We start from the raw sequence: 19,201 nt of genomic DNA, 5'->3' as shown, positions 1-19,201 counted from the left end.
TGATCTGGCAACGACCTACCACTGGGGTGGCACGGTCTCGGCCGTCGCCGGCGGGCCGGGCGGGGTGCCTTCGCCGAACGGCCGGCCGCCGAGCGCCTCCCGCCCGTGCGGTGCCGCCCACGCCGAGAGATCCGGTCCCTTCGGCACGATCCGGGACGGGTTGAGCCGCTCGTGCACCTGGTAGTAGTGCCGCTTGATGTGGTCGAAGTCGACCGTGTCGCCGAAGCCCGGGGTCTGGAACAGATCACGCGCGTACGCCCACAGCACCGGCATCTCGCTGAGCTTGTTCCGGTTGCACTTGAAGTGCCCGTGATACACGGCGTCGAACCGGACCAGGGTGGTGAACAGCCGGATGTCCGCCTCGGTGATCGTGTCGCCGGCCAGAAAGCGCTGCCCGGACAGTCGGTCCGACAACTCGTCCAGTCTGGCGAACAACCGGGAGTACGCGTCGTCGTAGGCCTCTTGCTTGGCCGCGAAACCCGCCTCGTACACCGCGGCGTTGACATCCCGGTAGACCCCTCGGTTCACCTCGTCGATTTCTTCGCGATACCGATCCGGGTAGAGATCCGGCGCGCCCTCGCGGTGGTAGGCCGTCCACTCGGTGGACAGGTCGAGGGTGATCTGCGGGTAGTCGTTGGTGACCAGCTTCCCACTGGGAACGTCGACCACAGCGGGCACGCTGATGCCACCGTCGTAGTCGGGCTCGGCGGCGTGGTACGCCTCGCCGAGGAATCTGATGCCCAGCACTGGATCGCGGCCGTCCGGGTCCAGGGTGAACCGCCAGCTGCGCTCGTCCTGGATCGGATCGGCGATCGCGACCGAGATCGCCTTCTCGAGTCCGAGCAGCCTGCGCACGACGAGTGCCCGGCTCGCCCACGGGCAGGCCCGGCTGACGACGAGCCGGTACCGGCCGGGCTCGGCCGGCCAGCCGTCTCGCCCGTCCGAGGTGATCCGCGCCGTGAAATGATTGGGTGACCGAACGAACTTGCCGGTTTCGCGGTCGATCGTCCTGGTCATATCTCTACCCTAGACGCGAAGGGCCGGGTCCTGCGTAGACTCGATCATCCGGGGCGAAGCACGGGAGGCTGTCATCATGGCATTGATGCCGATAACGGACTCGATGTTCCTTCTGGTGGAAAGCCGTGAGCATCCCATGCACGTGGGCGGGCTCCAGCTGTTCCAGAAACCGGACGGCGCGGACGGCGACTACCTCCGGAGCCTGCGCGAGGACCTGCTCAAGAACACCGAGATTCATCCGGTGTTCCGGCGGCGTCCCGCCAAGCCGGTCAATACCGCGGGCTACCTGGCCTGGTCCGAAGACTCCGACGTCGACCTCGACTACCACTTCCGGCATTCCGCGCTGCCGCAGCCCGGCCGGGTGCGGGAACTGCTCGAGCTGACCTCGCGCTGGCACGGCATCCTGCTCGACCGGCACCGTCCGCTGTGGGAGATCCACCTCGTGGAGGGCATGCAGGACGGCCGGTTCGCGATGTTCAGCAAGATCCACCACGCGCTGATGGACGGCGTTTCCGCGCTGCGTCACCTGCAAGGCACCCTGAGTTCCGACCCGTACGACTTCGGCTGCCCTCCACAGTGGATTATCCGCGAGCAGTCCCACGAGCGGCACCCCCGGCGGCCCCGGTCACTGCTGGAGGTGGCCCGCGACTCGCTCAAGCAACTCGCGGGGCTGGCCCCGGCCGCGTTCAAGGTGGCCAACGAAGCGTTGCGGGAGAACACCCTCACCCTGCCGACGCAGGCACCGAAGACAATGTTCAACGTGACGATCGGTGGTGCCCGCCGGTTCGCGGCGCAGTCCTGGCCGCTGGCGCGGGTACGCGCGATCGCCACCACCACCGGAACGACCCGCAACGATGTGGTGCTGGCGATGTGCTCGGGGGCACTCCGCGACTACCTGATCGAGCAGCGCGCGCTGCCGGACGACCCGCTGATCGCGATGGTGCCGGTGTCGATGCGCAAACAATCAGACACGGCATTGGCTTCGGGCAACCAGATCGGCGCGGTGCTGTGCAACCTCGGCACCCACCTGAGCGACCCGGCGGCCCGCCTGCAGACCATCCATCGATCGATGCAGGACGCCAAGCGGATCTTCAAGGAGCTCACGCCGGTGCAGGCGCTGCTGCTGTCCGCGATCAACGTGGCACAGCTGAGCGTCTCCACGGTGCCCGGCGTGGTCGCCAACACTTGCCCACCGTTCAACCTGGTCATCTCCAACGTGCCCGGCCCACGTCAGCAGATGTACTGGAACGGCGCGAAGCTCGACGGCATCTACCCCGCCTCGGTGCTGCTCGACGGCCAGGCCCTCAACATCACGCTGACCAACAACGGCGACAACCTCGACTTCGGCATCACCGGCTGCCGCCGCTCGGTCCCGCACCTCCAGCGCCTGCTCCTGCACCTGGACACCGCCCTGGCCGAACTGGAGCACGCCACCAGTTAGGGGGAGGCAAAGCGACGCAGGCCCGCGGCGATTTCCGGTACGTCGATTTCGCCGCGCGCGGCCTTGAGCACGAGGTCCTCCGTGGCATCGACGTCGAGTGGCTTGTCCAGCCGTTCGCCGTTCACTTCGAGGAAGACCCATGCTCCCGCCCGGGCAGCCCGCTCGTTGCCGTCGATCAGCGCATGGTTGCCTACCAGCTAGTGCGGCAGCGCCGCGGCTTTGGTGAAGAGATCCGGGTACGCGTCCTGACCGAACACCGATGTCTTCGGCCGCGCGACCGCGGCTTCGAGAAGCCCGAAGTCCCGGACTTCCACCGGCATCCCGGCGGCGTACCGGGACGCGGTCAAGATGTCCTCGACGTCGAGATAGTACGGATGGCGCACTACTTGGCCAGCCGCTCGTTCAGCCCCTCACTGATCGCGGCGACCCGGGCCGCCGCCTCTTCGACCAGATGTTTGCGAGAAGACACAAGGGCTACGACCGCATCGTGCGCCAGCGCCTTGAGCGACTTGCCCTCGCGCTGGGCAGCGGCGCGCAGGTCGGCCATTTCCTCGTCAGTGAACTGGAGGTTGAGCGCCGCCATGGAGGAGAGGTACCAATCAGGTACCAACTCTGCTACCCCGGCCCGCGGGGCGGTCGGTAGGCCAGGGGCGCACTTCCTCCAGCAGCTTGGCCACGGCGAGCACGAGGTCGTCGGAGTGACGGGGGCCGACAATCTGGAGGCCGACCGGCAGGCCGCTCGAGGTGGTCCCGGCCGGGACGGAGATCGCCGGCTGCTGGGTCATGTTGAACGGGTAGGTGAACGGCGTCCATTCCGGCCAGCTCGACAGGCCGCTGCCCGGGGGAACCTCGTGGCCGGCCTCGAACGGCGGGATCGCCACGGTCGGGGTGAGCAGCACGTCGAAGCGGGTGTGGAACTCACCCATCAGGATGCCCAGCGCGGCGCGTTCGGCGTTGGCGGCGAGGTAGTCGGAGGCCGAGTAGGTCCTGCCCTGCTGCCAGACGCGGCGCAGGCCGGGGTCGATTCGCTCTTCCGAACCGGGCGGGAACGTGTTGAGCCACTGGGCGGCGCCGGTGGACCACAGGATGTCGAAGGCTTCCTTGGGGTCGGTGAAGCCGGGGTCGGCCTCCTCCACGCGGAGGCCCGCGTCGTCGAGCGCGGCGACCGCCGCGCGGACGATTCGCGCCACCTCGGGGTCCACTTTGGCGTAACCGAGGGTGGGCGAGTACGCCGCGATCAGGCCACGCACATCGCGCCGCACGGCCTCGCGGTAGGCGCTCTCGGGCGGTGGCAGCGCGGCCGGGTCGCGGTGGTCGGGCAGCGCGAGCACGTCGAGCATGAGCGCGACGTCGTCCACCGAGCGTGCCATCGGCCCGGCGTGGGACAGCGCGCCGAACGGGCTCGCCGGGTAGAGCGGGATGCGGCCGTGCGTCGGCTTGAGCCCGACGATTCCGCAGAACGAGGCCGGAATCCGGACCGAGCCGCCGCCGTCGGTGCCGACCGACAACTCACCCATGCCCGCCACGACGGCCGCCGCGCTGCCGCCGCTGGACCCACCTGGCGTGCGCGTGGGATCCCACGGGTTACGCGTGATGCCGGTGAGCAGGTTGTCGGTGACGCCCTTCCAGGCCAGTTCGGGCGTGGTGGTCTTGCCGAGCAGGACGAGGCCGTTCTCTCGCAGCCGCGCGGTGACCGGGCTGTCCACGTCCCACGGCTGGTTCTCCTCGATGCACGGGGAGCCGCGCCGGGTCGGCCAGCCGCGGGTGAGGAACATGTCCTTGATCGATGTGGGTACCCCGTCCAGCCACCCGATCGGATTGCCTTCCCGCCACCGGGTTTCCGACGCGCGAGCCTCCTCGAGCGCCGCCGTCCGGTCGACCAGGCAGTAGGCGTTGATCTCGCCGTCGCGCTCTTCGATCGCGCGCAGGGCGGCCTCGGTGGCCTCCACGGGAGAGATCTCACCAGAGGAGTAGGCGGCGACGAGCTCGCTCGCCGTCAACAGGTTGGTCATCAAGTCCATGCTTTCTCAGACGCGCCCACGGGCGCGGGTAGCCAGGCCACGATCATTCCTGTCCGCCGACGGTGGCACGGACAGGCGGCCTGCCTCCCCACCCCCGTTGCTTCGCGGGCGCTTGCGACGCCGTACTGAAAACATCCACCTCATCCTTCGCGTCGCGATTCCGTCCGCGTAGGCACATAGCCCAGTTGCTTGTCCACCACGTTACGAAGCGGTTCGCCCGTCCGCCAGCGCCGGAAGTTGTCCGCGAACACCTCGATCAGCGCGGCCCGCCAGCCGACGAAGTCTCCCGACATGTGCGGCGACACGAGCACGGTCTCCAATGTCCACAGAGGGCTGTCCGGCGGCAGCGGCTCGGTGTCGAACACGTCCAGCGCGGCACCGGCGAGCCGCCCGTCACTCAGCGCACAGACCAGGTCCGAGGTGACGACCAGCTCCCCGCGCCCCACGTTTACGAACCGCGCGCCCGGCTTCATGGCCGCGAAGGCGGTGGCGTCGAACATGCCCTTGGTGGCGTCGGTGAGCGGCGCGACCGCGACCACGTAGTCCGCGCCCGGCAGGTGCCGCACCAGTTCGGCCGAGGAGTGAACGACGCCGAAGTCGGGATCGTCGTCCCTCGCCCGGCGCCCCATGCCCGACACCCGCATCCCCACGGCGCGCAGCATCCGGGCGATCGCCCGGCCGATCGGACCCGTACCCACGACCAGCACCCGCCGCCCGGCGATCCGCTCGCTCTCCCGGTGCAGCCAGCGCGCCTGCCGTTGCAGATCGAGTGATCGGGCGAAATCCTTGGCGAAGGAGAGGATCACCCCCAGCACGTACTCGGCGATCGAATCGTCGAACACGCCCCGCGAGTTGGTGAGGGTCACATCACTGGAGCGCAAAGCCGGAAACAGCACCGGATCCACACCGGCGCTGGCAATATGGACCCAGCGCAGCCGGTCGGCCGACGGCCACGCACGGCGTAGCGCGGTGGACAGAAAGTCATAGATGAACAGCGCGTCGGCCCCGCGCAACGCCTCCGCCAAGCCGTCTTCGCCGGTGTAACGAACTACGGCGGCGGATTCGATCGCGTCCATAGCTGAACAGCCTCCGGGATGCTGGTCGCCTTCCAGCACCACCAGGACAGGCTTCTCCGCGCCGATCACGTTGACACCGTAGGAGCCGGTCGTATGATTGTCAACAATCCGAGGGACCGCCCCGGAGGCTTAGTCCTGCAGAGCGCAACCTTCGGAGGCCGAGCCTTGGATTTGGACTTCCCTGTCTTCGACGGACCCTTGGCACAACGGGGCATCGGCGTGATCGCCCCCTTCGACCTGGCATTGGAGCGTGAACTCTGGCGATGGGTACCGATGGAGGTGTCACTGCACCTCGCCCGCACGCCCTACGAGCCGGTGCCGGTGAGCATGGAGATGGCGCAGCTGGTCAGCAACAGCCAGCACCTCGCCGCCGCCACCCGTGACGTGCTGCACGTCGAACCCGAGGTGGTCGCCTACCTGTGCACCTCCGGTAGTTTCGTCAACGGTATCGGCTACGAACGCTCACTGTGCAAGGCCATCTGTGACGCCGGGGCCCCGGACGCGGTGACCACCTCGGGCGCGCTCGCCGAGGTGTTGCACCGGCTGGACCTGCACCGGATCTCCGTGATCACCCCCTACGACGCCGACCTCACCGCGAAACTGCACGAATTCCTGGGCGAGTTGAACGTGGAAACGGTGGCCAGCGACCATCTCGGCCTCGGCGGCGGTATCTGGAAGGTGAGCTACCGCACCATCGCCGAGCGGATCCTCAGCGCGGACCACACCGACGCCGAAGCGATCTTCGTCAGCTGCACCAACCTGCCCACCTACGACCTGATCGAGCCGCTGGAAGTCGCGCTGGGCAAGCCGGTGCTCACCGCGAACCAGCTCACCATGTGGGCCTGTTTGAAACGCATGGAGCTGCCGATCGTCGGTCCTGGAAAATGGTTACGAGAAGTATGAAATTCCCGTAAGGAAGTCCGGGGCCTGCCCCAGCCGGGATATGGGGGTTGGATCCCCACGCAGAAAGGAGAGTGCATGCCGACCGCCGGTTTCATCTACCCCGACCACGCGGCCGAAGACGACTACCCGTTCGCCGAGCGTCTGCTCGGATACCAGGTGGCACTGCCCGTCGAGCACATCTACGGCACGGACCTGCACGCCGTGCCCGAGCTGCTGGACCTCGGCAGTGAGCGGCGGCTGGCCGAGGGCGCGGCGCTGCTGGCGAAGCACGAGCCCGACTCGGTGGTGTGGGCGTGCACGAGCGGCAGCTTCGTCTATCGGTGGAAAGGCGCGCACGAGCAGGTCGAGAAACTGGCGGCGGCGGCAGGCAAGCCGGCGTCGAGCACGTCGTTCGCGTTCGTCCGCGCGGCCGAGGCGCTGGGCCTGCGCCGGGTCTCGGTGGCCGCGAGCTACCCGGACGAGGTGGCCAGGTACTTCGTCGAGTTCCTCGCCGCGGGCGGCATCGAGATCGTGGCCATGGCCAGCGAGGGCATCGACACGGCGGCCGAGGTGGGACGGCTGGCGCCGGAGGCGGTCATCGAACTCGCGGTCGCCCACGACCACCCGAACGCGGACGCGGTGCTCATCCCGGACACCGCGATGCGTACGCTCGCCGTCATCCCGGCGATCGAGAAGCGGCTCGGCAAGCCCGTGCTGACCGCGAACCAGGTGACCGTCTGGGAAGGGCTGCGGCTGACCGGTGAAATCCCGCGGACGGATGCTTTGGGCGCGTTGTTCCGGGCCGACTTGGGGGTAACCGAAACGGGAGAGACTCGAGGTGACTAAGGGATCGTCATTGGTGCCGTTGACCGAGCTCGTGCCGGTCAATCGGGAGTCCACAGCCGCGATCATCGCGCGGCAGCTGCGTGACGCGATCATGAACGGGTCGCTGCCGCCGGGCACCCAGCTCGGTGAAACCGAGCTGGCCGCGCAGTTCCAGGTGTCGCGGGGGCCGTTGCGCGAAGCCATGCAGCGCCTGGTTTCGGAGGGTTTGCTGCGCAGTGAGCGGCATCGCGGGCTGTTCGTGATCGACCTGGAGCCCGACGACATCTATGACATCTACACGGCCCGCCTGGCGATCGAGCGGGCAGCGGTGCTGCGTGTCCTGCGCGGTGATCGCGAGCAGGCGGCCGACCAGCTCGCCGAGGCCGTTCGCGAAATGGCCGGCGCGGCCGACAGTGGCGCGGTGTCCGAAGCGGACATCCGGTTCCACGAGGTCCTGGTGGCCGCGTCGGGCAGCAAACGCTTGTGGCGCATGGCGCGGATCTTGCTGATCGAGACGCGGATGTGCCTGTCCGCCCTGCACGAGACGTACTCCAGCGAGGAGGAGCGCGTCACCGAGCACAAGCGGATCGCCGAGGCGATCCGCGCGGGTGACAAGGAGGCCGTGCTCGCCCTCCTGGAGGCGCATATGGAGGACGCCGTACAGCGGCTGGCCCCGGGCAACAGCCTGCGTTCGGGAGCCGACGGGGTTCGGCCCCCGCTCGCCGAGCGGTAGTCACCGCCCGGCCGGGGCGGTTCGCCAAGCCTGGCGGTGCCGCCCGTCCGGGTCGAGGTGGTCGTGAAGCGCGTTCGCGTGCCGGGGCCGGGTGAGCACGTCCACCGCGCTTTGCCGCAATTCGTGCAAAACGGCCACGTCGGCCCGCAGCGCCCGGAGCCAGCCGCGTAACCGCAACCGGGTTCGCCAGGGATGCCAAAGCATGGCGAGCAGCATCCGGACGGCCGCCGTCTGGTACTCGTGCGTGGCCCGGACGAGCTGGTCGACGTCGGCACCCAGCACGCCGCCCGCACAGCGGTCGGCCAGCAGGATCACCTCGGCTTCGAGCACGCGCTCCTGCGCGCCGCCGGCGAAGTCCATCACCCGCCGCGGCATGCCGGCCGCGAGCACCGCGGTGGACAAACCGGCGAAAGCCTCCCGGAGGGCACGATGTGCGTCGGACCCGTCGTCGAGTATCGCCTTCACGCCCAGTTCGGAAGTGACGGAAAGGGACCTGGTTCCCTCGGGAGCGCGTGGGGGCGCGCCCAGTTCGATGCCCCGCACGCGGATGCTGATCGCGGTCATCTTGTGGATCCAGCCGTGTGCGTCGGCCCGCAACTGCCGCCGTTCCTGGTGCTTGGCGAAGTAGTTGGTCAGCACGGCACCAATCACTCCACCGCCGGTCGTGTACGCCAGTTCGACCAACCCCGTCACGCATGCCCCTTTCCGTTCAGACCGTGAACGATATCCGGCCCCGTCAGACGGGTGAACGGCCGAGCCACGCAATGAGCGGGTCACCCGGTGAAGCGTCGGCTGGAACATCGACGGGGTCGGCGAAGGCGCCGTCAGGCTCGCGAACCGGGGCCACGTCGGGAAGCCCGCGGGCGATCTTCAGAGCGGCCGATGCGAGTTCGTCGCCGAGCCGGCTCGCGGCGCGAGTCCAGCTTTCCCGACCCGCGAGTCCAGCTTTCCCGACGCGCGAGTCCGGCCCAGTTGATGCGCGGGCGCGACTCGCACCATTTCGCCGGCGATCGAGACGGGTCAATCGAACAGGGTGCCCAGGAGTGTCGCGCCGGTGGCGCTGCCAAGTGCGATGGTCCAGGCCAGCGGCCCCAGTGGGGTGCAGCCATCACCGTACCTCCCCCGGCTTCCGGGCATCGAACAGCCGCCAAGCCCGTTCGGCGATCTCGCGCGGGTCGTTACCCTCGACCGGGACGACCTCGTCCAGCGCGAACCGCCCGTCGCCGAACGAGTCCTCGTCGATCACCAGAACGTCCATTGTGTCCAGTCGCCGCAACACCGACCGGTCCATCACCACCACGTCATGCCCGGCCAGCACCCGCCCGAGGTGTGCGCCGAACGCCGCCCTGCCCGCTTCGGCGGCCTTGGGCTGGGCCGCGAGGCCGAGCCCCATGGCGCGCCGCGGCCCGAACGGCAGCATCACCGCCGTCGCGGCCGCGCCGAGGTTCAGGACGCGGCGTGCGTAGCGTGCCACCGGATCCTCGGGGAGCGGCTGGGGCCGTTCGGTGACGATCGGCTCGGCGGCCGCGCTGTCCGGCCCATCGATCAGCCCGGCCTCGGCCCGGCACCAGGCCTTTTCGTGTTCCCGTGCCTCACGCCACTGCTCGACGCGCTGTGCGGTGTCGATCAGGGTGCCCTCGCTGCCGGCCGCGAGGCCGTGTGCCAGTGCCCCCGTGATGGACGCCAGGGAATCCGCCCGCTCGTGGCCGCCGACCCGTTCCGCGACCACCTGCCTGAGCTTCGGGTGCTGGTTCACCAGCCCCGGCAGCGCGGCCAGTTCGGTGGGTAGCGGCATCCACGGCGCCAGCTTCGTGATCAGCGAAAGGCCCAGACCCAGCGCGTCGGCCGCGAGCGTGGGCAGCAACTTGGTGGCGCGCGGGCCGTCCGCCGGATGATGCAGTTCGTCCTCGGCCGGGTCCGGCTCGGACTCGGCGCGCTCGAGGACTTCGATCAGGTCGGCCGAGCGGGGCGCCGGGTCGGCGGTGGCCACGATCACCCGTGCGGACGGCGCGTTCACCCGCGCCCACTTCACCCCGGGAGCCTTCTCCAACTCCCGCTCGATCCGCTCGGCGGTGCGACGCCCGCCCACGCCGGACACGCCGTGCCCCTCGATGTGCAGCCGGCCCTCGCACGACCAGGCGCGGCGGCGGGGCGGTGCCAGTGGGGAGAGCAGGCTCCGCACCATGGACACCGGCCCCGGCACACGCACACCCAGCAACTGCATGAGTCGATCTCCTCGATCACGTTGGCTTCGTGATCCAGGAGATGCCCATTCCGCTTCGAGCTATGCGTGTACGAGCGCCTTGGTGATCGCCGTGCCCAACTCGGCGGTGGTCGACTTGCCGCCGAGATCCGGGGTGGCCACCTCACCGGCGGCCAGGACCCGCTCGACCGCCGAGTTGACGGCTCGTGCGGCGCCGGCCTGGCCGAGGTGATCGAGCATCATCGCCCCGGCGAGGATCTGCGCCACCGGGTTGGCGATGCCCTGACCGGCGATGTCCGGGGCGCTGCCGTGCACGGCCTCGAACATCGACGGGTACTCCCCCGGCGGGTTGATGTTGCCCGACGGCGCCATGCCGAGCCCGCCGGTCAGCGCCGCGGCCAGGTCGCTCAGGATGTCGCCGAACAGGTTGGACCCGACCACCACGTCCAGCCGGTCCGGTTGCTGCACCATCCGGGCGGCCAGCGCGTCGACGTGGCACTGTTCACTGTGGACATCCGGGTACTCGGCCGCGATCTCGGCGAAGATCTCGTCCCAGAACGGCATGGTGTGGATGATCCCGTTCGACTTGGTCGCCGAGCACACCCGGCCCGCGCGGGTCCGGGCAAGGTCGAAGGCGTACCGGATGATCCGGTCCACCCCGACCCGCGTGAACACCGACTCCTGAACCGCGAACTCGGCCGGCGTGCCCGAATTGTGCCGCCCGCCGATCGTGGAGTACTCGCCTTCGGAGTTCTCCCGGACGATCACCATCTCAACCTCTTCGGCCGTCCGGTTCTTCAGCACCGTGTCGGTGCCCGGCAGCAACCGGACCGGCCGCAGGTTGACGTACTGCCCGAACGCCCGGCGCACCGGAATCAGCAGTCCCCACAGCGAAACGTAATCCGGCACCCCGGGAAAGCCCACCGCGCCCAGGAAGATCCCGTCGAAGGTGGAAAGCCGCTCGATCCCGTCCTCGGGCATCATCCGGCCGGTCTGCGTGTAGCGCTCGCAGCTCCAGTCGAACTCCGTCCACTGTAGGCCGAAGCCGTGCAGTTCGGCGGCGCGGTCGAGCACCTTCCGCGCCTCGGCGACGACGTCCACCCCGATCCCGTCACCGGGGATGCCGGCAATCTTGTAGTCCAACGGTTCCTCTCCAAGGTTCGGGCCACTCACACACGGACCGCTCGCGCGGGCCGGTAGCTTCACAGCGCCACCGAGATGTACTTGATCTCCAGGAACTCTTCGATGCCCACGCGCCCGCCTTCGCGGCCCAGCCCGGACTGCTTGACCCCGCCGAACGGCGCGGCCGGGTTCGACACGATGCCCTGGTTCAGTCCGATCATCCCGGCCTCCAGGTTCTCCGACACCCGCAGCGCCCGCTTGAGGTCGTTGGTGTAGACGTAGCTCACCAGCCCGTACTCCGTGTCGTTGGCGGCGGCCACGGCTTCCTCCTCGGTATCGAACACCGAGATCGGCGCCACCGGGCCGAAGATCTCCTCACTCGCCATCCGCGCGTCCCGCGGCACGTCGACGAGCACCGTGGCCTGGTAGAAGTGGCCTGGACCGTCCACACCCGCCCCGCCGGTCAGCACCTTCGCGCCCCGGTCCGCCGCGTCTCGCACCAGCGAACTGACCTTCTCGAGTGCGTCGGCGTCGATCAGTGGCCCGACGACGACACCCGGCTCGGTGCCCCGGCCGAGCGGCAGCGCCTGCATCCGCTCGGTCAGCCTGCGCGCGAACTCGTCGGCGACACCGCGCTGCACGTAGAACCGGTTGGCGGCCGTGCACGCCTCGCCGATGTTGCGCATTTTCGCCCGCATCGCGCCTTCGATCGCCGCGTCGAGGTCGGCGTCGTCGAACACCAGGAACGGCGCGTTGCCGCCGAGTTCCATGGACGTGCGCAGCACCTTGTCCGCGCACTGTTCCAGCAGCTTCCGCCCGACCGAGGTGGAGCCGGTGAAGGAGAGCTTGCGCACACGGCCGTCGCGGATGAGCGGCTCCATCACGGCACCGGGGTCGGTCGTGGTGATCACGTTGAGCACCCCGTCGGGCAGGCCGGCCTCGGTGAGGATCGCGGCGAGCGCGAGCATCGACAACGGCGTCTGCTCGGCGGGTTTGATCACCATGGTGCAGCCCGCGGCGATCGCCGGGCCGATCTTGCGCCCGCCCATGGCCATCGGGAAGTTCCACGGGGTGATCAGCAGCGTCGGCCCGACCGGCTGCCGGGTGAGGAGGAACCGCCCGCCGCCGTTCGGCGCCACCTGGTATCCGCCCTCGATCCGGACGGCCTCCTCGGAGAACCATCGGAAGAACTCGGCGGCGTAGGCGACCTCCCCGCGCGCCTCGGCCAGCGGCTTGCCCATCTCCAGGGTCATCAGCAGCGCCAGTTCCTCGTTGCGCGCGTTGAGCAACTCGAAGGCGCGGCGCAGGATTTCGCTGCGTTCGCGAGGCGCCGTCGCCGCCCACTCGGCCTGCGCGGCGACCGCGGCGTCCAGCGCGGCCATGCCGTCCCGCGGAGTGGCGTCGGCGACCTGGCACAGGATCTCCCCGGTCGACGGGTCCTCCACGCCGAAGGTCGCGCCGCCCGTCGCAGGCGTCCACTTCCCGCCGATGAACAGATCCTTGCTCACCGTCTCGACCACACTGGTCCCACTCATCCGAGCCTCCCGATTGCACACACTCCGGTCGCCATGCTATGCATATTGTCAACAATCTACAACCAGCGCCTTCCGGGAACACAGATCCCTCCGAGGAAGCCGGCCCCCAACGTCACAAGGAGCTCGCTGATGGCTCAGCTCTCCCCCCTACTCAAGCAAGCCACCCCGGTGGTCGTCGACCACGGTGAAGGCAGCTGTCTGTATGCCACGGACGGCCGCCGCTACCTCGACTTCACCGCGGGCATCGGTGTCACGAGCACCGGTCACTGCCATCCGCGCGTGGTGAAGGCCGCGCAGGAACAGGTCGGCAAGCTGATCCACGGCCAGTACACGACGGTCATGCACCAGCCGCTCCTCCGGCTGACCGAGCGCCTCGGCGACGTGCTGCCCGCCGGACTCGATTCGCTGTTCTTCGCGAACTCCGGCAGTGAAGCCGTCGAGGCGGCCTTGCGGCTGTCCCGCCAGGCCACCGGCCGGCCCAACGTGATCGTGTTCCAGGGCGGCTTCCACGGCCGCACCGTCGCGGCCGCGACCATGACGACCTCGGGTACCCGGTTCAGTGCCGGCTTCTCGCCGCTGATGGGTGGCGTGCACGTCGCGCCGTTCCCGTACGCCTACCACTACGGCTGGGACGAGCAGACCGCGACGAAGTTCGCGCTCCGGGAGCTGGACTACCTGTTCGCGACCGTCAGCGCACCGGGTGAGACGGCGGCGTTCTTCATCGAACCGATGCTGGGCGAGGGCGGTTACGTGCCGGCGAACCCGGAGTTCTTCGCCGGGCTGCGCAAACGCGCCGACGAGCACGGAATCCTGCTGGTGATCGACGAGATCCAGACCGGTTTCGGCCGCACCGGGAAGTTCTGGGGCCACGACCACTTCGGCGTGCGGCCGGACGTGGTGACCATCGCCAAGGGCTTGGCCAGCGGCTTCCCGCTGTCCGGCATCGCGGCGCCGAAGGAGCTGATGGCGAAGGCGTTCCCCGGCTCGCAGGGCGGCACCTACGGCGGCAACGCGGTTTCGTGCGCGGCCGCGCTGGCCACCCTCGACGTGATCGAGGAAGAAGGCCTGGTGGAGAACGCGGCGGCGCGCGGGCAGGAGTTGTTCGAGGGCGCCCGGCTGGTCGGCGACAAGACCCCGGCCATCGGTGAGGTGCGGGGGCTCGGCCTGCTGGTCGGTTCCGAGTTCACCACCGCCGACGGCAAGCCCGACACGGCGACCGCCCAGGCGGCGCAGCAGGAAGCGGCCAAGCGTGGCTTGCTGCTGCTCACCTGCGGCGCGTTCATGAACGTGGTGCGGATGATTCCGCCACTGGTGGTAACGGCCGAGCAGATCGAGGAAGCGCTCGGCATCTGGGGCGAAACCGTGGCTTCGGTGACTTCCTGATTCAACTTCGGTGACGAGGAGCGAAAATTGGCGCGATACATCACGATCACCCTCGACAAGCGCGGCGTGTCCTGCCGGGCGCGGCTCCTCGACGAAGAGGCGCCACGCACCTGCCGCGCCGTTTGGAACGCGTTGCCGCAAAGCGGTTCGGCCTATCACGCCAAATACGCCCGCAACGAGGTGTACACGCTGGTCCCGCCGTTCGCGGACCCGAAACCGGGCCGCGAGAACCCGACGGTCACGCCCATTCCGGGTGACGTGGTCTATTTCGGGTTCGAGGCCTGGGAAATCGGCAACCCGGCCTACGGGTACGAGGAGTCCAGCGAGGCCCACGGCGAGCAGGGCGCGACCGACCTGGCCATCTTCTACGGGCGTAACAACCTTCTGATCAACGGCGACGCGGGCTGGATTCCCGGAAATGTCTTCGCCACGATCGTCGAGGGCCTGCCGGAGATGGCGGCGGCGGCGCAGGACCTCTGGCTGCGCGGGGTCGAAGGGGAAACGATGTCCTTCGCCAGGGCCGAGTGACCCGCGCGCCGGGCTACGGACCAGTAGGGTCGGCATACTAGGCTGGCCCCATGGATGACGCTGTCGTGGCACGGCTCACCGGGATCGTGGGCGCGCAGAACCTGTTGAGCGGCGACGCGGTTCCGGAGGATTACGCGCGCGACGAGGCGCTGACCTGTGAACCCCGGAAAGCGGCGGCCGTGGCGAAACCGGCGAGCGCGCGGGAGGTCTCGGCACTGCTGGCCATCGCCGCCGAACACTGCCTTCCGGTCACCGCGCGCGGCTCGGGCAGCGGGCTTTCCGGGGCGGCCCGGCCGCGCGAGGACGGGCTGCTGATCTCCTTCGAGCGAATGAATTCAGTGCTCGAGGTCGACGTGGCCAACCAGGTGGCCGTGGTGCAGCCCGGGGTCACGCTCGCCGAACTCGACCAGAAGACCGCCGCCGCGGGGCTGGCCTACACCGTCTACCCCGGTGAACTCAGCGCCAGCGTCGGTGGCAACGTCGGCACCAACGCGGGCGGCATGCGCGCGGTCAAATACGGCGTGACCAGGAACAACGTGCTCGGTCTCGAAGCGGTCCTGCCGACCGGAGAGATCATCCGAACCGGCGGGAAGACCTCGAAGATCTCCTCCGGCTACGACCTGACCCAGCTCATCATCGGTTCCGAGGGCACGCTGGCCGTGGTGACCGAGGTGACCGTCAAGCTCTACCCGCGGCTCAAGCACAGCTCGACCCTGCTCGCCCCGTTCGGCGATCTCGACCAGGTGATGGCGGCCGTGCCGGAGATCATCGCCAGCGGTCTGACGCCGAACATCCTCGAGTACATCGACAACCTGACGATGGCCGCGATCACCCACACCGAGAAGCTGTCACTCGGCATCTCCGACGAGTTGCGCGACGCGACCCAGGCATACCTGGTGGTGGGCCTGGAAAACCGCGATGGCGACCGGCTCGAGGGCGACCTCCTGCGCGCCGCCGAGCTGCTTTCGAACCTCGGCGCCTCCGACGTGTTCGTGCTCGACGGAGGCTCCGCACGCAAGCTCGTCGAGGCGCGGGAAAAGGCATTCTGGACGGCCAAGGCGGCCGGCGCCGACGACGTGATCGACGTCGTGGTGCCGCGCTCCGAAATGCCCGGTTTCCTCGCCAGGGCAAGGAAACTGGCCGCCGCGGCCGAAGCGGGCGCGGTCGGCTGCGGCCACGCCGGCGACGGCAACGTGCATCTGGCCATCTTCTGCAAGGACCCGGAGAAGCGGAACAAGCTGCTGCGCGACATCTTCTTCGCCGGTATCGCGATGGGCGGTGCGATCTCCGGCGAGCACGGCATCGGCCAGGCGAAGAAAAACCACTTCCTGGCGCTGGAGGATCCGGCGAAGGTCGCACTGCTGCGCCGGATCAAGCAGGCGTTCGACCCGAAGGGCATCCTCAACCCCGACGTCCTTTTAGGAGCTTCATGAACGGCGCGCAGTCCCTGATCCGCACGCTCGTCAACGCGGGTGTCGACGTGTGCTTCGCCAATCCGGGCACCTCGGAGATGCACTTTGTCGCCGCGCTGGACAGCGTCAGTGCCTCCAGCGCCGGCGGGCACGGTGCTAATGCCTCCAGCGCCGGCGGGCACGGTGGACCCGAAATGCGCGGCGTCCTGGCTCTGTTCGAAGGCGTGGTGACCGGCGCGGCCGACGGCTACGCGCGCGTCGCGGGGCGGCCCGCCGCGACTCTGCTGCACCTCGGCCCCGGCCTCGGCAACGGCCTGGCGAACCTGCACAACGCCCGCCGCGCCCACACCCCGATCGTCAACGTCGTCGGGGACCACGCGACCTACCACAAGAAGTACGACGCCCCACTGGAATCCGACATCGAAGCGATCTCGAGTTCGCTCAAGGGCTGGATTCGCCGCTCGGGTAGTTCGGTCGACGTCGGCGCGGACGCCGCCTTCGCGGTCGCCGCCTCGCAGGAGGCTGGCGGCCAGGTGGCCACGCTGATCCTGCCCGCCGACGTTTCGTGGGGCGACGGTGGTGTCGCGGTCAAACCGGTGCCGCCGAAGGCACCGCAGCAAGTCGCGGACACGACGGTCAAGGCGGTCGCGGAGGTCCTGCGCACCGGCGAGCCGGTGGCGCTGCTGATCGGCGGTCCCGCCTGCCGGGAAGCCGGACTGCTCGCCGTGAGCCGGGTCGCCTCGGCGACCGGGGCGAAGCCGTTCGTGGAGACCTTCCCGGCGCGGCTGGAACGCGGCGCGGGTCTGCCCTCCGTCGAACGGCTGGGCTACCTCGCCGAACAGGTCACCTACCAGCTCACCGGGTTCAAGCACCTGGTCGTCGCGGGGACGAAGTCGCCGGTCTCGTTCTTCGCCTACCCCGGCAAGCCCGGCGACCTGGTGCCCGAGGGCGCGCAGGTACACACCCTCGCCGAGCCCGGCCAGGACGTGGTGGCCGCGCTGGCCGCACTCGCGGACGAGGTCGCGCCGGACGTGGAACCGGTGTTGCAGCAAGCACAACGGCCCGCGCTGCCGTCCGGCCCGCTCACCGCGCAGAACTGGGTCGAGGTGATCGGCGCGCTGCTGCCGGAAGGCGCCATTATCTCCGACGAGGCCAACACCTCGGGCGTCCTGCTGCCCGCCGCCACCGCCGGCGCACCCCGGCACGACGTGCTGACGCTCACCGGCGGCGCCATCGGCCAAGGCCTCCCCGTCGCGACCGGGGCCGCCATCGCCGCACCCGACCGCCCGGTGATCGCGCTGCAGGCCGACGGCAGCGCCCTCTACACCATCTCCGCACTGTGGACGATGGCGCGCGAGAACCTCAACGTCACTACGGTGCTGCTGAACAACCGCGCGTACGCGATCCTCCGCATGGAACTGCAACGCGTCGGCGCCACCACGTCCGGCCCGAAGGCGAACGAACTGCTCGACCTCTCGCGCCCCGACATGGACTTCGTCAAGATCGCGGAAGGCATGGGCGTGCCCGCTTCCCGCGCCACCACCGCCGAGGAGCTTGCGGACCAGTTCTCCCGCGCACTCGCCGAACCCGGCCCTCACCTCATTGACGCACTGGTGCCGCCGCTGATGTAAACGCCCCATCGGGCGGTTCGCGTTGCCCGCCTGGCCGTTCACCGTGCCCTGTCCGGCACGCCACTCCCATGCCAGGGTCACTGTGGGAGTGTGAATATGGCTGTTGAGCATGGGAAGCCCGGCACCACCCCGGCTCCGGACCATGTCCGGCGGGCGCAGGCCAAACCCGCATCCGTTCAGCGCCCTGCCACCCCAGCCGCGCAAGTACTCGCACTACAACGAGCCGTCGGCAATCACGCGGTCGATTCCCTGCTCCATGTGCAGCGCTGCGGGGGCGACCACAGCGGCGGCTGCACCGAGGAGGAGCAGGCCCCGGTGCAGCGCGTCGGCGACGGGCTGCTCGACAGGCTGTCCGGCGCGCCGAAGGCTCTGCGGTTCGCCACCGACATCGTGACCGATCCCTCATCCCTGCCAAGGCACCTGGCGGCGGGCATCTGGGCGGAACTGTCCGACGAGACGAAGGCTTTCGTCGTCGACCGGGTGTTGAATGCGTCGAAGTGGCTGGTGGAGAACGGTCCCATCAACGCCGCCGGGTACGCCTCGTTCATGGCCCGGCTCATCCAGAACGCGATGATCGGCTTTCTCGACCAGGCCATCTCCTACGACTCGACGTTCAAGATCCGCATCGCGGACCGGATGGTCGCTCTGCTGGCGAACCCGTCACCGGATTTCTCGGTCGGTTTCCTGATCGGGTTCGTGAAGGGTTTGTGGGACGGTGTCACCGGCCCGTTCGTGCTTCTCTACGACATCGCACGGCTCCAAGTGAAGATTGGCGAACTCGAGGGGCGCTTGGTCGCCGCGCTCGCGAACGCCGACCAGCGCAAGATCCTCGTGGGCAAGACCCAGAAACTGGTCGAGAAGGTGCAGGCCCTCATCGGACCGGCGTTGGAGGAGGTGCTCGCCGGCAAGTCGGATCCCAAGAAGATCATCGCGATGTTCGACCAGTTGATCGCCGGCGCGGTCGGCCAGGCGCAGGGCGTCGGCAGATCGATCTCCGACGCGCTGGTGCGGTTTCTGCAACAACCCGACCGCGCCCTCGGCGAAGGGGTGGGCTGGGTCGGTGGGCTGGCCGTGTTCGAAATCCTGCTCCTGGCCCTGACCGACGGGGGCTACACCGCGGTCAAGGAGGCGGTGACGGGGGTGAAATGGGTCGCCGAGGCACTCGAAGCGGCGGCCAGGATCGGGCCTCGAGCAGAAGCCGCGCTCGCCCCCATGTTCGCCGCGCTGGCCCGGTTCAAGACGGTGCTCACGGGCTATCGCGGGCTGGCCGGTGCGGTAGAGATCATCGAGGACATTTTCGCCCTTGTCGTGCGGTTCCTGAAAATGTCCTACGGCCTCGAAGGCGCCGGCGGAGCCGCGGGCGGGCGGGCCGAACGCGGCGCCGCCGCGGCG

General features: G+C 69.0%; 19 protein-coding genes. 9 read left to right on the top strand and 10 right to left on the bottom strand.

Annotation, left to right across the window (positions count from 1 at the left end; translation table 11 throughout):
• Positions 1 to 15: 15 nt before the first annotated feature.
• Positions 16 to 1,017, bottom strand: a complete 1,002-nt coding sequence (locus VJT49_RS04245) for a glutathione S-transferase family protein (RefSeq protein ID WP_324163351.1) — start codon at positions 1,015 to 1,017, stop codon at positions 16 to 18.
• A gap of 76 nt (positions 1,018 to 1,093) precedes the next feature.
• Between VJT49_RS04245 and VJT49_RS04240 the strand changes: the two genes are divergently transcribed.
• Positions 1,094 to 2,458, top strand: coding sequence for a wax ester/triacylglycerol synthase family O-acyltransferase (locus VJT49_RS04240; protein WP_324163350.1), 1,365 nt, complete (start codon positions 1,094 to 1,096; stop codon positions 2,456 to 2,458).
• Here the strand turns inward: VJT49_RS04240 and VJT49_RS04235 are convergent.
• The 5 genes from VJT49_RS04235 to VJT49_RS04215 all read right to left on the bottom strand — a co-directional run bounded on the left by VJT49_RS04235 (position 2,455) and on the right by VJT49_RS04215 (position 5,624).
• Entirely contained in the window at positions 2,455 to 2,583 is a 129-nt protein-coding gene (locus tag VJT49_RS04235) for a hypothetical protein (RefSeq protein ID WP_324163349.1), read from the bottom strand. The genes VJT49_RS04240 and VJT49_RS04235 overlap by 4 nt on opposite strands.
• A 72-nt stretch (positions 2,584 to 2,655) precedes the next feature.
• A complete protein-coding gene (locus tag VJT49_RS04230) occupies positions 2,656 to 2,841 on the bottom strand; it encodes a hypothetical protein (RefSeq protein WP_324163348.1) in 186 nt (61 codons plus the stop codon).
• The gene (locus VJT49_RS04225) at positions 2,841 to 3,041 is read right to left on the bottom strand and encodes a hypothetical protein (RefSeq protein WP_324163347.1); all 201 of its coding nucleotides are present in this window, start codon (positions 3,039 to 3,041) and stop codon (positions 2,841 to 2,843) included. The genes VJT49_RS04230 and VJT49_RS04225 overlap by 1 nt, the downstream gene beginning before the upstream one ends.
• Before the next feature lie 16 nt (positions 3,042 to 3,057).
• The gene (locus VJT49_RS04220; RefSeq protein ID WP_414635809.1) at positions 3,058 to 4,470 is read right to left on the bottom strand and encodes an amidase; all 1,413 of its coding nucleotides are present in this window, start codon (positions 4,468 to 4,470) and stop codon (positions 3,058 to 3,060) included.
• 149 nt (positions 4,471 to 4,619) lie between these two features.
• Entirely contained in the window at positions 4,620 to 5,624 is a 1,005-nt protein-coding gene (locus VJT49_RS04215; RefSeq protein WP_324163345.1) for a D-2-hydroxyacid dehydrogenase, read from the bottom strand.
• A gap of 96 nt (positions 5,625 to 5,720) precedes the next feature.
• On the opposite strand from VJT49_RS04215, the gene VJT49_RS04210 reads away from it, so the two are divergent.
• From VJT49_RS04210 to VJT49_RS04200, 3 genes are all read left to right on the top strand, one after another.
• Entirely contained in the window at positions 5,721 to 6,458 is a 738-nt protein-coding gene (locus VJT49_RS04210) for an Asp/Glu/hydantoin racemase (protein ID WP_324163344.1), read from the top strand.
• A 75-nt stretch (positions 6,459 to 6,533) separates the two neighbouring features.
• A complete protein-coding gene (locus tag VJT49_RS04205; protein ID WP_324163343.1) occupies positions 6,534 to 7,283 on the top strand; it encodes a maleate cis-trans isomerase in 750 nt (249 codons plus the stop codon).
• 10 nt (positions 7,284 to 7,293) lie between these two features.
• Positions 7,294 to 7,995 (top strand): GntR family transcriptional regulator, encoded by a 702-nt coding sequence (locus VJT49_RS04200; RefSeq protein ID WP_414635808.1) that lies wholly within the window; start codon positions 7,294 to 7,296, stop codon positions 7,993 to 7,995.
• Here the strand turns inward: VJT49_RS04200 and VJT49_RS04195 are convergent, their stop codons facing one another.
• From VJT49_RS04195 to VJT49_RS04180, 4 genes are all read right to left on the bottom strand, one after another.
• Positions 7,996 to 8,688, bottom strand: a complete 693-nt coding sequence (locus tag VJT49_RS04195; RefSeq protein ID WP_324163341.1) for a hypothetical protein — start codon at positions 8,686 to 8,688, stop codon at positions 7,996 to 7,998. It abuts the gene before it with no gap.
• A 415-nt stretch (positions 8,689 to 9,103) separates the two neighbouring features.
• Positions 9,104 to 10,219 carry a hypothetical protein gene (locus VJT49_RS04190; RefSeq protein ID WP_324163340.1) on the bottom strand — a complete coding sequence of 372 codons (1,116 nt, stop codon included), beginning with the start codon at positions 10,217 to 10,219 and terminating at the stop codon, positions 9,104 to 9,106.
• A 60-nt stretch (positions 10,220 to 10,279) separates the two neighbouring features.
• Entirely contained in the window at positions 10,280 to 11,341 is a 1,062-nt protein-coding gene (locus VJT49_RS04185) for a tartrate dehydrogenase (RefSeq protein ID WP_324163339.1), read from the bottom strand.
• A gap of 59 nt (positions 11,342 to 11,400) precedes the next feature.
• Positions 11,401 to 12,855: an NAD-dependent succinate-semialdehyde dehydrogenase gene (locus VJT49_RS04180; RefSeq protein WP_324163338.1), complete on the bottom strand. Its 1,455-nt coding sequence runs from the start codon at positions 12,853 to 12,855 to the stop codon at positions 11,401 to 11,403.
• 129 nt (positions 12,856 to 12,984) lie between these two features.
• Between VJT49_RS04180 and VJT49_RS04175 the strand changes: the two genes are divergently transcribed.
• The 5 genes from VJT49_RS04175 to VJT49_RS04155 all read left to right on the top strand — a co-directional run.
• Positions 12,985 to 14,238, top strand: a complete 1,254-nt coding sequence (locus VJT49_RS04175) for an aspartate aminotransferase family protein (protein WP_324163337.1) — start codon at positions 12,985 to 12,987, stop codon at positions 14,236 to 14,238.
• Between the two features lie 27 nt (positions 14,239 to 14,265).
• On the top strand, positions 14,266 to 14,766 hold the full coding sequence (locus VJT49_RS04170; protein WP_324163336.1) for a DUF3830 family protein: 501 nt from the start codon (positions 14,266 to 14,268) through the stop codon (positions 14,764 to 14,766).
• A 50-nt stretch (positions 14,767 to 14,816) separates the two neighbouring features.
• Positions 14,817 to 16,199 (top strand): FAD-binding oxidoreductase, encoded by a 1,383-nt coding sequence (locus VJT49_RS04165; RefSeq protein ID WP_324163335.1) that lies wholly within the window; start codon positions 14,817 to 14,819, stop codon positions 16,197 to 16,199.
• Positions 16,196 to 17,809 carry an acetolactate synthase large subunit gene (locus VJT49_RS04160; protein WP_324163334.1) on the top strand — a complete coding sequence of 538 codons (1,614 nt, stop codon included), beginning with the start codon at positions 16,196 to 16,198 and terminating at the stop codon, positions 17,807 to 17,809. The genes VJT49_RS04165 and VJT49_RS04160 overlap by 4 nt, the downstream gene beginning before the upstream one ends.
• 96 nt (positions 17,810 to 17,905) lie before the next feature.
• On the top strand, positions 17,906 to 19,201 hold a 1,296-nt coding region (locus VJT49_RS04155), incomplete at its 3' end, for a hypothetical protein (RefSeq protein WP_324163333.1).

The organism is Amycolatopsis sp., from assembly GCF_035276945.1.
Classification (GTDB): domain Bacteria; phylum Actinomycetota; class Actinomycetes; order Mycobacteriales; family Pseudonocardiaceae; genus Amycolatopsis_E.
The sequence above is the reverse complement of the archived record's forward strand: the minus strand, read 5'-3'. Positions and strand labels throughout refer to the sequence as shown.